This is a genomic window from Fusobacterium sp. (assembly GCF_032477075.1).
In the GTDB taxonomy this organism is placed as follows: domain Bacteria; phylum Fusobacteriota; class Fusobacteriia; order Fusobacteriales; family Fusobacteriaceae; genus Fusobacterium_A.
The window spans coordinates 20,855-36,344 of record NZ_JAWDXO010000017.1 but is presented as its reverse complement, the minus strand read 5'-3'; the positions used below and the strand labels follow the sequence as shown (position 1 = coordinate 36,344).

Annotated in this window: 13 protein-coding genes; 3 read left to right on the top strand and 10 right to left on the bottom strand. The window is 28.0% G+C overall.

All coding sequences use genetic code 11. From position 1 onward, the window contains the following. Positions 1 to 52: 52 nt before the first annotated feature. The 4 genes from E6771_RS08655 to mutL form a co-directional block, all read right to left on the bottom strand. Complete coding sequence (locus E6771_RS08655; protein ID WP_316090874.1) at positions 53 to 421, bottom strand: hypothetical protein; 369 nt, start codon at positions 419 to 421, stop codon at positions 53 to 55. A gap of 62 nt (positions 422 to 483) precedes the next feature. Then, on the bottom strand, positions 484 to 756 hold the full coding sequence (locus tag E6771_RS08650) for a hypothetical protein (protein WP_316090873.1): 273 nt from the start codon (positions 754 to 756) through the stop codon (positions 484 to 486). 49 nt (positions 757 to 805) lie between these two features. Then, positions 806 to 1,273, bottom strand: coding sequence for a 23S rRNA (pseudouridine(1915)-N(3))-methyltransferase RlmH (rlmH, locus tag E6771_RS08645; protein ID WP_316090872.1), 468 nt, complete (start codon positions 1,271 to 1,273; stop codon positions 806 to 808). A 30-nt stretch (positions 1,274 to 1,303) separates the two neighbouring features. Continuing rightward, positions 1,304 to 3,211 carry a DNA mismatch repair endonuclease MutL gene (mutL, locus tag E6771_RS08640; RefSeq protein WP_316090871.1) on the bottom strand — a complete coding sequence of 636 codons (1,908 nt, stop codon included), beginning with the start codon at positions 3,209 to 3,211 and terminating at the stop codon, positions 1,304 to 1,306. Positions 3,212 to 3,376: 165 nt separating this feature from the next. Between mutL and E6771_RS08635 the strand changes: the two genes are divergently transcribed. After that, positions 3,377 to 5,224 carry a transglycosylase SLT domain-containing protein gene (locus tag E6771_RS08635; RefSeq protein WP_316090870.1) on the top strand — a complete coding sequence of 616 codons (1,848 nt, stop codon included), beginning with the start codon at positions 3,377 to 3,379 and terminating at the stop codon, positions 5,222 to 5,224. A gap of 10 nt (positions 5,225 to 5,234) precedes the next feature. Beyond that, a complete protein-coding gene (gene recJ / locus E6771_RS08630; RefSeq protein ID WP_316090869.1) occupies positions 5,235 to 7,817 on the top strand; it encodes a single-stranded-DNA-specific exonuclease RecJ in 2,583 nt (860 codons plus the stop codon). A 132-nt stretch (positions 7,818 to 7,949) separates the two neighbouring features. Here the strand turns inward: recJ and E6771_RS08625 are convergent, their stop codons facing one another. The 5 genes from E6771_RS08625 to E6771_RS08605 form a co-directional block, all read right to left on the bottom strand. After that, complete coding sequence (locus E6771_RS08625) at positions 7,950 to 9,044, bottom strand: lactate oxidase (protein WP_316090868.1); 1,095 nt, start codon at positions 9,042 to 9,044, stop codon at positions 7,950 to 7,952. A gap of 307 nt (positions 9,045 to 9,351) precedes the next feature. After that, positions 9,352 to 9,597, bottom strand: a complete 246-nt coding sequence (locus E6771_RS08620) for a hypothetical protein (protein WP_316090867.1) — start codon at positions 9,595 to 9,597, stop codon at positions 9,352 to 9,354. Positions 9,598 to 9,622: 25 nt separating this feature from the next. Beyond that, positions 9,623 to 10,564, bottom strand: coding sequence for an NrtA/SsuA/CpmA family ABC transporter substrate-binding protein (locus E6771_RS08615; protein ID WP_316090866.1), 942 nt, complete (start codon positions 10,562 to 10,564; stop codon positions 9,623 to 9,625). Between the two features lie 15 nt (positions 10,565 to 10,579). Next, on the bottom strand, positions 10,580 to 11,281 hold the full coding sequence (locus tag E6771_RS08610) for an ABC transporter ATP-binding protein (protein WP_316090898.1): 702 nt from the start codon (positions 11,279 to 11,281) through the stop codon (positions 10,580 to 10,582). Position 11,282: 1 nt separating this feature from the next. Further along, positions 11,283 to 11,999, bottom strand: a complete 717-nt coding sequence (locus E6771_RS08605) for an ABC transporter permease (protein ID WP_316090865.1) — start codon at positions 11,997 to 11,999, stop codon at positions 11,283 to 11,285. A 321-nt stretch (positions 12,000 to 12,320) separates the two neighbouring features. Here E6771_RS08605 and E6771_RS08600 point away from each other — a divergent pair, with 321 nt between their 5' ends. Beyond that, on the top strand, positions 12,321 to 13,697 hold the full coding sequence (locus tag E6771_RS08600) for an MATE family efflux transporter (RefSeq protein WP_316090864.1): 1,377 nt from the start codon (positions 12,321 to 12,323) through the stop codon (positions 13,695 to 13,697). A 264-nt stretch (positions 13,698 to 13,961) separates the two neighbouring features. Here the strand turns inward: E6771_RS08600 and hslU are convergent, their stop codons facing one another. Further along, a complete protein-coding gene (gene hslU / locus E6771_RS08595; RefSeq protein ID WP_316090862.1) occupies positions 13,962 to 15,278 on the bottom strand; it encodes an ATP-dependent protease ATPase subunit HslU in 1,317 nt (438 codons plus the stop codon). Positions 15,279 to 15,490 lie beyond the last annotated feature (212 nt).

Below are 15,490 nucleotides of genomic sequence, written 5' to 3'. Positions count from 1 at the left end.
TCCTGTTTATGAAAATAGAGCATAAACCAAATATGCTCTATTCAAAAGATTATCAATATTCTTTAATGGTGATTGAAATATTATTGACTTCTTCTCCATTATCTAATATTTTATAAGAAAATTCCAATATATTTTTTTTATAAGTTATTTTTTCTCCTAATATATGAAAGTTTTTTTCAAATCCTTCACCACAATACAAAAATTCAGTCTTATTGTTCAAATCAACTTCTATAACATTTTTTATACCATTATTTTCTCTATGTATAAATATCTTTTCATTATGAAAAAATATTTTACAATTACCTAATTTACTTTTATATTCATAGATAATTTTATCCTTTTCTTCTTTTTTTAAACCATTAACCATTTCAAATGATTTTTCATTATAACTATCTATACTTTTTATCATAAATTTACTCATTAATAATATTCCTCTTCATCTTCATAGTAATCTTCATTATCAAATTTTTCACTATAATCATCTTATCTGTCATAATATTCATCTTCTTCATAATCACCTATATCATCACCAGATAAATATTCTTCCCTCCAATATTCTATAACCTCCATAGCATCACTATCTTCAATTAAATAAATATCTTCATCCTCTTCATCATATAAAAATACATGGATCTGCCCATCAAAATCCTCTGCAATTATATACTCCTTATGCCCCATTACAACATTTTCAATTACATGTAATTCGTACTCTTCATCATCAATGTCATGATAAAAAGTTTCTCCTTGCGAATACATACTCTTCCCTCCTAAATTTATTAACTTTTTAAATGTTTAGTTAACTGTACTATTTATGATATTTTGTATTTTTTATAATGCTGAACCATCTGTATATTTGTTCACTAAGTATTAACCTCATCAATTGATGGGGGAAAGTCATTTTAGAAAAACTTAATCTCATATTTACTATTTTCTTTATACTTTCTGATACTCCATATGAGCCACCTATTATAAAATTTATACTGCTCACACCATTCACTGTGAGTTTTTCTATCTCTGCTGCCATCTCTTCTGAAGAGAAATTTTTTCCTTGAATATCAAGCAGAATATTGTATCCACCTAATTTTTCCATCATTTTAAGAATATCTTCTGATTCTTTTTCAATGGAAATATTTCTGCTGCTGTCATTTCCATCTTCTTTTAATTCTACAATCTTCATTTTAGCAAAAGACTGCATTCTTTTCAAGAATTCATTTATTCCCTCAGCTATGTATTTTTCTTTTATTTTTCCTATACATATAATAGATACATTCAAAATATACTCCTTTTTTCAAAAAAATTCAATTTATTTTCTTTTAAAAAGTTTTTCCAGATCATTTAAAGTAATTTTTACTATAATTGGTCTCCCATGAGGGCATGTATATTCTCCTATTTCATGAAGCTTTTTTATTATTGTCTCCATTTCATTAAGAGATAGCTTTTCATTAGCTTTTATTGCCCCCTTACATGACATTGAAATGATAATACTCTCTCTGATATCTGTTTCTTTATTTTCTTTAAGATTTTTTATTATATTTTTGAAAATATTCTCTGTACTATCTCTAAAATTCATTACTGGAACTGACCTTATTACCACTTCATTTTCATCAAATTCATCAATTTCAAATCCAAATCCTGTAAAATATTCTATATTTTCAAATATAAGTTCTCTTTCTCTTGGGTCAAGAACTATTCTTATAGGCACCAAGAGCTGCTGTCTGGTTACACTTGTTCCATAGTACTCTTTTTTTAGTTTTTCATAAAGTATTCTTTCATGAACTATATGCTGATCATATATTTCAAATATTCCATCTCTTTCTACTAAAATAAAAGAATTAAATATCTGTCCCAGTACTTTAAAATCTATTTTAGATATAATATTTTTTTCTTTTGATATAATTATCTCATCTTCTTTAATATTTTTTTTAAATTCATTTTTTGTCTCAGTAATGATATCAGATTTTTCATTTCTTTCAAATACTTTTATTTCTTCTCTTATTTCAAAAGGAGCAGATTTACTCTCTTCACTGAACATATTTTCAAAATCATCTTCATCAGGTTTTATAACCTCTTTTTTTATCTCTGTATGAGTAATTTCTGCTTCTGTTTCAGTTTTTGGATATTTTTCTACTTCAATTCCTTCAAATTTAGTATTTTCTGCCTTCATAGGAACAAACTTTGAAAATTCTGAAAAGTCTATCAAAGATTCATTTTCTTTTTCAGTAGTTTTTTCTATAGTTGGAGAAACAAAAATATCATCTCTTTCAAAACAATTTTCAATCTCCCTTAAAACTTTTCCATATACATTAGATTCATTTGAAAACTTAACTATTTTTTTTGAAGGATGTACATTGACATCTACTTCCTTAGGATCTATCTCCAAAAACAATATAGCAAAAGGATATTTTCCTTTCATAAGTTTTGTATAATATCCATCAATGACAGCATTTTCCAGAAGCTTTGATTTTACCATACGCCCATTGACAAATGTGAATATAGAATCTCTTGTAGCTCTATACAAAGAAGCATTTCCTAAATATCCCATAGAAAAAGCTTTTGAATTTTTCAAAACATTTCTTCCAAATATTTCTACAATGGTGTTGTCTATCCCATTCCCACTTGTCTTTATGCTTACTTTGTCATCCAGTATAAGAGTTATTGCTGTATTAGGATTTCCCAATGCCTCTTGCACTATTATATCTTTTATATTCATATATTCTGTTGTAGTTTTTCTTAAAAACTTTAATCTTGCAGGAGTATTAAAAAATAAATCTTTTATTTCTATAGTGGTTCCTATATTTCTCTGAATTTCCTTAAGACCTGTTATTTTTCCACCTGAAACTGTTATTGCTGATCCTATTTCATCATCTTTAGTTCGAGAAGATAAAGACATTTTTGATACAGCTGATATAGAAGAAAGTGCCTCTCCTCTGAATCCATATGTAAGAAGATTATACAAGTCCTCTTTTTTAGCTATTTTACTTGTTGCATGTCTTTCTACAGAAAGAAGCAGATCATCTTGAGTCATTCCTTTCCCATCATCAGATATTATTACATGTCTTCCACCAGACTTTACTTCTATTTTTATACTTTTACTCTCTGCATCCAATGAGTTTTCCAAAAGCTCTTTTAACATACTAGCAGGATTTTCAACTACTTCTCCAGCTGCAATTATGTTGGAAACTGATTCATCTAATACTTTTATTATTCCCATCTCCACCTCCTAAAAAAACAAAATACTGCTTTTCATTATCTAATATATTTTAAATAATTTCAATATTTTTTTTAGAAATAAAAAAAATAATATAATTGTTGCCATTTTCAAGTTATTTTGTAATAATTATAGTAGCAGATATTTTAATAAGAGGTGTCTTAGAAAATGAAAAAAATATTTTTGATTTTATTTTTTATTATAAATAGTTTTATGGCTTTTACTTACACTTATGAAGATTATGATATTTTCATTCAGGGAAAAAATGCCTATCATAATGGTTATTATGAGGAAGCTCAAAATAAATTTGAAATTCTTTTAAGAAGTTACTCCTTTTCTCCTATTTTAAAAAACAATTATGCTTTTTATTTTATAGGAATGACTTATTATAGAATGGAAGATTGGAAAAATGCTGTTTTCTATCTTGAAAAAGCTGTTTTCAGCCATAAACTTTCTTTCTTCAATCGAGGGTCAGAAATAGAAAAAAATATTTATTTTGCTGAAAGAGATTATTCCCTTGGAGATGCTCTTATAAAAACAGGAGATAAAGAGACTGGTTTGCTGTATTTAAAAAGATTAGATTATTCTACTTTTTCTCCTATTACTTCACATTTTGAGGAGAGAGCTCTTGAATTACTGGCAAAAGAGGATATTCAATATCAAAATTATTATAATCTTAAATTTAGAAATGATTTTTCCCGTATTGGAGAAATTTCAATAGCTGAGCTTTTAAAAGCTGCTCATTTTTTTCTTTCCAAAAAAGAATATGAAAAGGCCGAAAAACTTTATAAAATAATTTTAAAAAATTCTAATATCACAAAATCTGATAAAGAAAAAGCTGAATCTGAGCTCTTTAGAACTTTAATCAGAGCTGGAAAAAATAAAGAAATCATCACTTTAACTGATAAATATGCAAAAAATGGAAATAAGGATTTATATTTTTTCTATAAAGGGATTGCTTATTATAGGATGAAAGATTTTTCGAGATGCCTTTATGCTTTTGAGAACGTAAAAAGAGGCAGATATTCTTCCCTTGCTTTATTTTATCAAACAGGTATATATTATTCTTTTGGAGATTATGAACAGGTATTAAAAACAGCAGCTAAAATACCACATAAAAATATAATAACTGAAATAATGGTTGCTAATTCCTATTTTAAGCTTGGAAATAATAAGCTTTTTGAAAAAAAAGCTGAAAACATAATAAAAACATATCCTAATTCCTATGAAGGAATGTTTTATTCATTTCTTTTAAAAAACAAAGATATTGATATAAGTAAACATAATTCTGTTTTTAAAGTAGGGTTGATAATTGACAATCTCCTTACAAACTGCAAAAATATAGATAACAACTTTATTAATACAGTAGATAAAATAGAAATAGAGAAGCTATCAGTCATTGCAGCTATGAAAGATGAAGAACTTATAAAAATAGAAATAGAAAATAGCAGTTTTATTAATAAACATTCTATTCAAAATGGTTATGCAATAACTACAATCCTTGAAAAAGGGGAGTTTTTTGATCTTGCTTATAAAAATTCTTCTGCATATAGAAAAAATTTTTTTGAATATAAAGATTTAATAAAATATAATTATCCCTTATATTACAAAAATATAGTAGACGCAAATTCAAAAAAATATGATGTTCCTCAGGAGCTTATTTATTCTGTAATACTTATTTCCAGCAAATTCAATAATAAACTTTTATCTGAAAATTCTAAAATAGGTCTTATGCAGATTCCCTATGAATCACGAGAGGAAATAATTCCTTTATTTGATCCTAAGACAAATATTACACTGGGAACAGAAAAATTAAAATCTCTTCTTGAAACTTATAAAGGGGATAAGCTCAAATGTCTTATAGCATATATTTATGGAGAAGACCTGCTCAACAGAATACAATTTGATTATGATGGAGATTTGAATTTAGATTTAATAGCTGATCCAGAAGAAAGGTATGACCTGCAAAACTTAATACTTACATATATGTTTTACAAGAAACTATACAATTTTTAAAGGAGCAAAAATGAGAAATACAAGATGGGTTTATAGAGAGAATCCTCTGAAAAATAATAAAGATATTCAAAATTTTAATTTAGATAAAGATATTCTCAATCTTCTATATAATAGAAATATAATAGAAAAAGAGGAAATAAAAAATTTCCTTAATGTAAATATAAAAAATATAGCAGATCCTTTTTCTTTAAAAGATATTGATACAGCTGTTAACAGACTTCTTCAAGCAAGAGAAAACGATGAAACTGTATGGATATATGGGGATTATGATGTTGACGGAATTACATCTGTTTCTTTATGTTTTTTAGCTTTGAGTGAATTGGGAATCAATGTGAGATACTACATTCCTTTGAGAGATGAAGGCTATGGACTCAACATAGAAGCAATAAACTATATAAAAAATGAAGGGGGATCTCTTATCATAACTGTTGACTGTGGTATCTCCTCACATGAAGAAATAGCCCATGCTTCATCTTTAGGTATAGATATGATAGTTACTGATCATCATGAGATAAATAATGGGAATCCTGAAGCCCTGGCAGTTATTAATCCTAAAAGGGAAGACAATGATTATACATTTAAATATTTAGCAGGTGTGGGAACTGCTTTTATGATGATATTAGCTCTTTTTAAAACTCTTGATAAAGAAGAAGAGGTTTACAAATATCTTGATATAGTGGCAATAGGTACTGTAGCTGACATTGTTCCCCTTCTTGAAGAAAATAGAATATTTGTAAAAGAGGGATTGAAGCATCTCAAAAGAAGCAGATGGCTTGGACTTAATATGCTTATTAAAAAAATTTTTGAAGATTTTGATGTAAGAAAATTTACCACTTATGACATAGGTTTTATAATAGCTCCCATATTTAATGCTGTTGGAAGATTAGAAGATGCTAAAAAAGCTGTTGAACTTTTTATAGAAAAAGATCACAGAGTATGTTCAGCAGCAATAAAAGATCTTCTGGAAAAAAATAGTGAAAGAAAAGAAATACAAGAAGAAATATTTGAAAAAGCTATTGAAAAAATAGAAAATGAGAAACTTTATGAAAAGAGTATTCTTATAGTAGGAGAAGAGGGTTTTCATCATGGGGTTATTGGTATAGTTGCTTCTAAAGTTCTGGACAGATACTATAAACCTACTGTAATCATGGAAATAAAACCTGATGAGGGAATTGCTACTGCTTCATGCAGAAGCATAGAGGGATTTAATATTATAGAAGCTATTAATAATTTTTCAGACCTTCTTATTAAATATGGAGGGCATAGTGGTGCTGCTGGTTTTTCTATAAAAATAGAAAATATTGAGGAGTTCAGTATAAAGTTAAATGATTATGCCAAAGCTGCAATGGAAGACAGTACTCTTATAAAACCAATTAAAGTGGACAGGCCCCTTCCTTTTTACAAGATATCATATGACTTTTTAGATAAAATATCCCTTCTGGAACCATTTGGTTTTGGGAATCCTTCTCCTTTATTCTCATTGAATAACTGTCAATTTGATGGATTGAGACTTATAGGAAAAGATAAGAAGCATATTATGATGAATGTTATAAAAAATGGAAATGAAATAAGAAATTGTGTATGGTTTAATAGTGATGATATTTTTGAGAATCTTATTAATCTAAGAAATATAGATATAGCTTTTAAATTAAAGCTGGAAACTTACAAAGATAGATATCAATATAAAATGTATGTTGAAGATATAAGGGAAACTATTCAGACTTCAAATGAAATAGAAAATATTTTTGATCTTTATGATATCCAATTTCCTATAGAAACAGTAATCTATACAAGAAGGAAGATGGATTCTCCAAAAGTAAGACTCACTTTTTCTGAACAGGGAATAACTGTAGCTAATGATCGTACATATCTAGGAACCTTAGATAATCAGACTGAATATATATTGAGTTCTTTAAAAAAAATGTATAACATTGAATTTTCTGCTGCTGTAAAAGATGTTATATTAAAAGATGAAAATTATAATGTCCATATCCTCATTGATAAAGATTATACTTTTTCATCTTATACTATAAAACAAAGTGAACTATTTAAGGAAATAAAAAACTTTCTTATAGGAGAGTTTCATTATAATTATATTCAGAAAAAAACTTTAGCATCTATTTTTAAAGATAAAAATAATACAGTAACAATTATGGAAAGAGGAAGAGGTGTTGAAACCATAATTCAAACTATAGGACTTTATTACAAAAGTATAAATGAAAAAGCTATTCTTATAACACAAGAAAATATATCTCAGAAAACTATTTCAAGCATAGGAATAGGAGATAAATTTGTTAATGGATATGATTTTTACATTTTCCTTAACCCTGAAAAATCTGAAATAGAAAAATATATTAATAAGAAAATTCTAGTAATAACAGAAGATAAAACTTTTAATATACAAGGATTCACTAATATTACTGATGATTATGAAATCCCACAAAATATAAAGTTTGTATCTGAAGATGAACTTAAAGATAAAAATATAATCTTCAGTAAAAAGCTTCCTTTAGATAAAAAAGATAAGATTATTAAAAATTTAAAAACTTATTTAGAAGTATCTTCAACAAAAGATATTCTTCCATATTTATAAAAATAGAGGGTGTTGCAAATTAGTGATTTATGAACTAATTTATGCAGCCTCTTTTATTTTTATAGCCTTTTCAATTTCTTATAAAGCTTTATCTTCTGCTCTTATTAATAAATTTACTTGCTGCTATATCAGTTAATATTTAATAGACAGTAGTTTTGCTCTTTTTATATCTTCAACTGTTTTGCACCCAGCAAGCTGCATAACTATTTTTAATTCTTTTGCAAAATGTCTAAAAACAGACATAACACCTTTTGATCCTCCTACTGCCAACCCATATATTGCAGGACGTCCAATTCCAACAAGATCAGCCCCAGACGCTAATGCTTTAAATACATGTTGCCCCCGTCTGACACCACTATCAAATATTATTGGAACTTTTTTATTTACAGTTTTAGCAATACTCTCCAACACATCAAAGCTGGCTGGTCCTCCATCAAGCTGACGCCCTCCATGATTAGATACATATATTCCTTTAGCTCCTGCTCCAATAGCCAACATAGCATCTTCAGGAGACTCTATTCCTTTTACTATAACTGGTAAATCACTAAGTGAAACTATTTCTTCTATATCTTTTATTCCAATTTTTTGCTTAGCATTAGCAAATATTTCTGAAATACTTTGTCCTAATCCTGCTCCTAAACTTTCCAGATTTCCCATAGGCAAAGGAAAAATAAAATTATTTTTAAGATCAGCTTCACGGTAACCTCCAAGAGTTGCATCCACTGTGAGAATAATTCCTTTGGCTCCATTTGATACAGCTTTCGTAATCATAAATTTATTAAAATTATCATCTTTACTCATATATAATTGAAACCATTTAGGCCCTGTACTTGCTGCCATTATTTCATCTAATGATTTTGTAGAATAGGTACTTATTCCCATAATAGTCTCTGCTGCTGCCACACCTTTAGCAGTTGCTATCTCTCCATCTTTATGAGCCAGTCCATGAGAGGCCACAGTTGTCATAAATATGGGCATTGAAATTTTTTCTCCATAAATTGTTGTTGTTAAATCCGGCTTTTCCACATCTGCTAAAGAACGTGGAACTATCTGTTTATGATTAAATGCTTCTGTATTCATTCTCAATGTCCATTCATCTTCAGCACCTCCACTAATATAACCATAACCTCCAGATGGAATTATTTTCTTAGCTTCCTCTTCAAGCATACTAAAATTAATTATATCGATTTCTTTTTCATTTTCACTTTGAAAATATTTTGTACTCATTATATCTGCCTCCTGTATAGAAATAAATAACTCACAAATATAGATAAAATTTCAAAAACTTTTACTAGAAATATTTCTAAAATTTATTCCATTTTCTAGGAGTTATTTTTCTCTGATAAATAAATTCTATTTATATCGTTTTTATATATTTCAAAACAATTCCCAGCTTTCCTTTATATTTTCTCCTTTCACTTCCTTTCTCACATCAACATACTAAGAACTATAAGGATATTTGAAAATTCTCTGTTGAATTTCCTCAATTAAAAAAGAAGATAGTCTTTTTACTATCTCCTTCTTAATTAAAAAGCTATGTTCTTCTCTTTTTTAAAATGCCAAAAAAATTATTTTTCAAAGCTTTTTCAATTTTTTTTATTGAATCTTTATGATAATATTCTTTATATTTTTTTAGTTCCCTCATTATTTCAATATATTTATCTAATGAAATAACTATTGTTTTAAAAGAATCATTTTCTATAATCACATCCTCATAGTGAGCTTTTTCTAAATTCTTTTTTAGATTTTCTTCAAATTCCTCTCTTTTAAGTATCAACACACCCAACCACCACCCTTTTCTGTTATTATTTTTTTATGATAGTATTGATATCTATTTTCTTTTCCTGAAGATCATTTTCTATCAAGAAATCTTGAGTTTTTATTAAATCATCTATGTCAGAAGCTTTAATTTCAGTATTAAAATCATATAATGGATAAAGTTCCATTACTTCATCTTTTGAAAGTCCTGTGTCTTCAGCTGTTATTTTCAATGTAGTTTCAAAATCATCTTTTATAAATTTAACAGCATCTTCATTTACTTTAAGAAATCTGTCTACAAGCTGGGGATTTTCCTTAAGAAACTTTCCACTTACAGCAGTAACAACTATTCCTTCAACAAGCCCTTCTCCATTAGTCACTACACTTGCACCATTTTTAATAGCTTTTAAAGCTACTGGTCCTGCTAAAAGTGCAGCATCTACATTTCCACTTTGAAGTGCAGCCATAGCTTCTGGAAGTCCCATATTAATAAATTCAATATCATCAACTTTTAAATTACCTTTTCCTAAATAAGTTAATAAAAGTTGATGAAGTATAGTTCCTTTTGGTCCTGCTACTTTCTTTCCTGCCAAATCTTTTGACTCTTTTATATCTGAAGATTTAGATATAATCATAAATCCTTTTGGCGATCTACTGTAAATATTAGTTATTTTCAAATCTACTCCATTAGAAGCTGCTATGATAGCTGAGGTTCCTCCAAGTGCATGAAGAAAATCTAATTCCCCTGCTGCCAGAGCTTGTGTCTGCTCTGGTCCTGTTGTAAGCTCATGAAATTTTACTTCTATTCCATCTTTTGAAAATTCTTTCCCAAACAGATCTCTATTTTTTTCTAAAATAGATGGTATATTTAAAGGAGATTTTACATAGGTTATATTTATCTCCTTTGGTACAGTATTTTTTTCTTTTCCACACCCAGCAATAAGAAGCATTGTTCCTACTGCTGCAGCTGCAATGATTTTCTTTAACATTCTTTCCCTCCATAATTAATTATTTATTTTATTCAAAATTTCTTTTTTTAAATTAATAAGTTCCATATCTCCTATATCTCTTGGAAAATTTTTTGCTATATCATAGTTGTATAATTTCCCTTCACTTATAACTACTATTCTATGCCCAAGCATTAAAGCTTCATCTATATTATGAGTGACAAAAATTATTCCTGTTCCAGTCTTTTTGTATACTTTTATTATCTCTCTTTGAAGCTGTTCCCTTGTAAAATAATCTAAAGCTGAAAAAGGCTCATCCATTAAAAGCGTATCTGGCTGATAGGACAGAGCTCTTGCTATTGCTACTCTTTGAGCCATTCCTCCAGATAATTGTGATGGATAAGCGTCTTTAAATTCTTCTAAAGATATCATTTCTAAATATTTATCTGTATCTATTTTATTTCCATGTATTTCTATATTTTCTTTTACTGTAAGCCAAGGCATCAAACGGCTTTCCTGAAAGACCATTCCTATTTTTGCTTTTACCCTTTCCTCATTTTTATTATAAAAATCTATTCTGCCATCTGTTACATCTTCCAGACCAGCTATCATTCTCAAAAGTGTAGTTTTTCCACAGCCACTTTTTCCAAGAATAATTGTTATCTTCTTATTATCTATTTCTAAATTCATATTTTCAAAGATTATTTTCTTATTTCCACTTATCTCAAATATTTTTTTAAGATCTGAGATGCTATACATATTATTCAAAGTAATCCCCTCGTTTCCTTTTTATATAAACAGAAACAGCTTTGGAAAATATGTTATCTGTTGTTATCCCTAAAGTCCCTATTACTATTATCCCTAACATAACTATGTCTGATCTTGAAATCTGCTGAGCATCTAATATGAGATATCCTATTCCTGAGGAAGCAGCTATAAGTTCAGCTCCAATTATAGCTCTCCAACTATATCCTATTCCTAGTTTTAATCCTATCAATATATCTGGAACTGAATTGGGAAGTATTATTTTTAAAAATATATCTTTTTGAGATAAATTAAAAACTTTTCCAACTTCTATGTACTTTCTGTCACAGCCTCCTATACCCTTTAATACATTTAAAAATACTGGAAAAAATGATGCTAGTACTATAATCACAATTTTAGAAGTTTCTCCTATTCCAAACCACAAAATTATCATTGGTATAAGTGCCAGAGGAGGAGTATGACGAAAAAATTCAAAAATAGGTCTAAAATAGGCATAAATATTTGTAAAAGCTCCAAAGAAGATTCCTAAAGGAACTGCTAAAAAAACAGTAATAGAAAAACCTATAAATATACGTCTTAAACTTATAGCTATATGTTTTATTAATTTTCCATTTTCTATCAGTTTCACAAAAGAATTAATTATCTTTGATGGAGCTGGAATTATATAACTATTCCATAAATTATAATATGCTCCTACTGTCCATATAAACAAAATAAGTACAATTAAATATATCCCTTTTAATTTTTCCCTTTTCAAACTATTCACTTCACTTTATTTTAATTTTAATATCAACTCAAGTTTAACATAAATTCAATAAAAATGTAATACCTAAAAATCATTTATAACATTCTGAAAAAAGTTATAACTTTTGTTCTTTTTATAGAAAAAATATGTTACAATAAAAAATAAAAACATTGACTCAAAGAATAGATTTTATAAATAGAATTTACAGATAAATTTATTTTTATTCTGTAAATTTTTGTTTTTTATAATTCTTCATTGAAAGCAAATATATTAAGGAGGAATAGTATAATGAAAATAAATCTTTTATCATCAAATGTTCAAAAGAGACGTGAGATGATTCTCAATGGAAATATTCTCAATACTCTGCTTTTTTTATCTCTTCCTACTGTTTTAATGGGTATGGTTTCGTCTCTCATACCATTATCAGATGGACTATTTTTAAATCATACCTCTGGGTATCTTGTGGCAGCAGCAGTTGGTTTTGGGCAACCTATAATAAACATACTCAATGCCTTGTCTTTAGGATTAGGTGTGGCTTCTATGGCTATTGTTGGTCAGATTAATGGAACAGGAGATTTAGAAAAAGTAAAAAAGGTTTCCACTCAGATTATGGTTTTTGCATTTTTTATAGGTCTGCTAGTAGCTCCTACTTCTATTATTTTTGCTTCTATTGTATCACAAAATATAAATGCTGAAATAGCTCATGAAGTTCTTCTTTATTTAAGTCTTTATTCAATTGTCATTCCATTATTATTTATGGCTGCAATATATAATGCAATAAAAAATGCTACTGGTCAGCCAGAGGCAACTTTAATCAGAATAATAATTTTACTCCTGTTAAAAATTATATTTAACACTTTATTTCTTGCAATTTTTCATCTTGGAATAATCGGAGCTGTTATGGCTTCACTTTGCTCATACATTATTATTGCTGTCTGGATGTTTTATGATCTGTTTATCAAAAAAAGCGAAACACAGCTTGTCCTAAAAGGTTATTATCCTGACTTTCCTCTATTGAAAAAAGTTTTAGTATTAGCTTTTCCTTCTATGATAACTTATTCACTGATAAATTTTGGATTTTTTCTTATAAATATGGAAGTGGAAAAGTATGGAGCAATAGTTCTTACAGCTCAAACTATTGCAAGTAATCTCAATACTATGTGTTTTACTCTTCCTTCTTCCATTGGTACTACTGTAACAACTATGGTCAGTATGAATATTGGAGCTGAAAAGCCTGAAAATGCTGAGAAGTCTTTTAAATATGGTTCATTAGTAAGTTTAGTTATTTCTTTTATTCTTATTGTGATATTTCTTCCAAGCAGTAATTTTCTTGTGAGATTATTTCAGACTCATGAAGATATAGTAAAACTAGCTGATCATTCATTAAAAATTTATACTTTCTCAATTGTAGGTTTTGGTTTATTTATGGTCTCACAAGGTGCTTTTATAGGTTTGGGAAGAACAAGACTGCCATTAATTATGGGACTTTTAAGAGTATGGCTGATAAGATATATTTTTATCATAATAACTAAAAAATGGCTTGGAGTTGATTCTGTATTCTGGGGAAATCTAGTTTCTAACACTGTGGCTGGTCTTCTTTTTTATTACATAGTTACAAAGACTCCATGGGTATCAGTAATAAAGAAAGATAAAAATTCCATATAACAAAAAAAGAGATTATTTCATCAAGGGAAGTATAATTTTAAAAGTTTTCCAGTAGAAAGATTTGTTATTAATTTCGTTCCTAAAACTAAAAATAAATGGATGATTACAACAGCTCCACTGTTGCATCTCAGTAATTAATTGCTTAATTACTGGAACTCAGACATACTGTTTTTCACGTTTTAATCACATCATTAATTACACAAACCTCTCTAATTTCCAAACTTATAAAATTTACTTTAACTTCTTGATTAATCTCTTTTCATTTTAAAGAATATATTTATCTAAATTTTCTTCTTCATTTTCTTTCTTAAATATCTTTTTTACAAAATTAGCATCTATATTTACTTTTTTCTTTTTTTCATATGGAGCTTCATACATTACTTCTCTCAATAATTCTTCCACTACTGCTGAAAGTCTTCTTGCTCCTATATTTTCTATTTTTTCATTCATTACAGCTGTTATATCTGCTATTTTTTCTATAGCTCCCTTTGTGAAAGAAAGTTCTACATTATCAGTAGCCAGCATTGCTGTATATTGATCAAGAAGATTATATTCTACATCTGTCAGTATTTTTACAAAATCTTCTCTCTCTAAATTTTTTAATTTCACTCTTATTGGAAATCTTCCTTGTAATTCAGGCATTAAATCTGATGGTGAACTCTGTGTAAATGCACCAGCTGCAATAAAGAGAATATGATCTGTCTTTACAGGTCCAAATTTTGTCATAACTGTACTTCCTTCTATTATTGGAAGAATATCTCTCTGTACTCCCTGTCTTGAAACTTCTCCTTTTCCTACTCCATCTCTTTCAGCTATTTTATCTATTTCATCAATAAAGATAATTCCATTATTTTCTACATTTTCTATAACTTCTTCGTTTAAAGTATCTAAGTCAAGCTTCTTTTCTACTTCTTCATCCATTATTATTCCAATAGCATTTTTTACAGTAGTTATCATTTTTTTACTTTTTCCAGATACTCCAGCCATTACCTGATCTAAAATACTTCCAATTCCTGAAGTATCATCACTTCCAGAAACAACTTCTATTATTGGGAGATCCAGATCTTTTTTAGTTTTTTCTATTTCAACTTCTATATCATCATATTTTCCTTCATCAATATCCTGCATAATTTTAGCTTTTTCCTCATCATTAAGAGTATCATATGGTTTTACAAGCTTTGCTGCTTTTTCTAATGCTGTTTCATAAGCTTCTTCTCTTAATTCATTAAATTTCTGTTCTTTCATTTTTCTATATGTAAGAGCAGTTAAATCTTTTATTATGCTTTCTACATCTTTTCCAACATATCCTACTTCAGTATATTTAGTTGCTTCTACTTTTAAAAATGGAGCATCAGCTATTTTTGCTATCCTTCTTGCTATTTCTGTTTTTCCAACTCCTGTTGGACCCATAAGAATTATATTTTTAGGAGTAATCTCTCTCCTTAATTCCTCATCTTCTATACTTTTTCTTCTATCTCTATTTCTTAAAGAAATAGCAACATTTTTTTTCGCTTCTTCCTGTGATATTATATATTTATTGAGTTCTTCCACTATCCTCTTTGGAGTAAGTCCTCTGTCCATTATCTCTCCTTTTTTGCTTCGCATTTTAAATAATTTTACACTAAACTTATTATATCATAAAGTTATAAAAGAAAAAACTTCAATTATTATTTAGACAATTATGATATCTTATATTTTAAAATATCTAAATATTCATAAAAACCTATTTATAATTTATAAATTTGTACATCATAAAGATAGAAATTAAAAATTAAAGACTGATTTACTTTTTA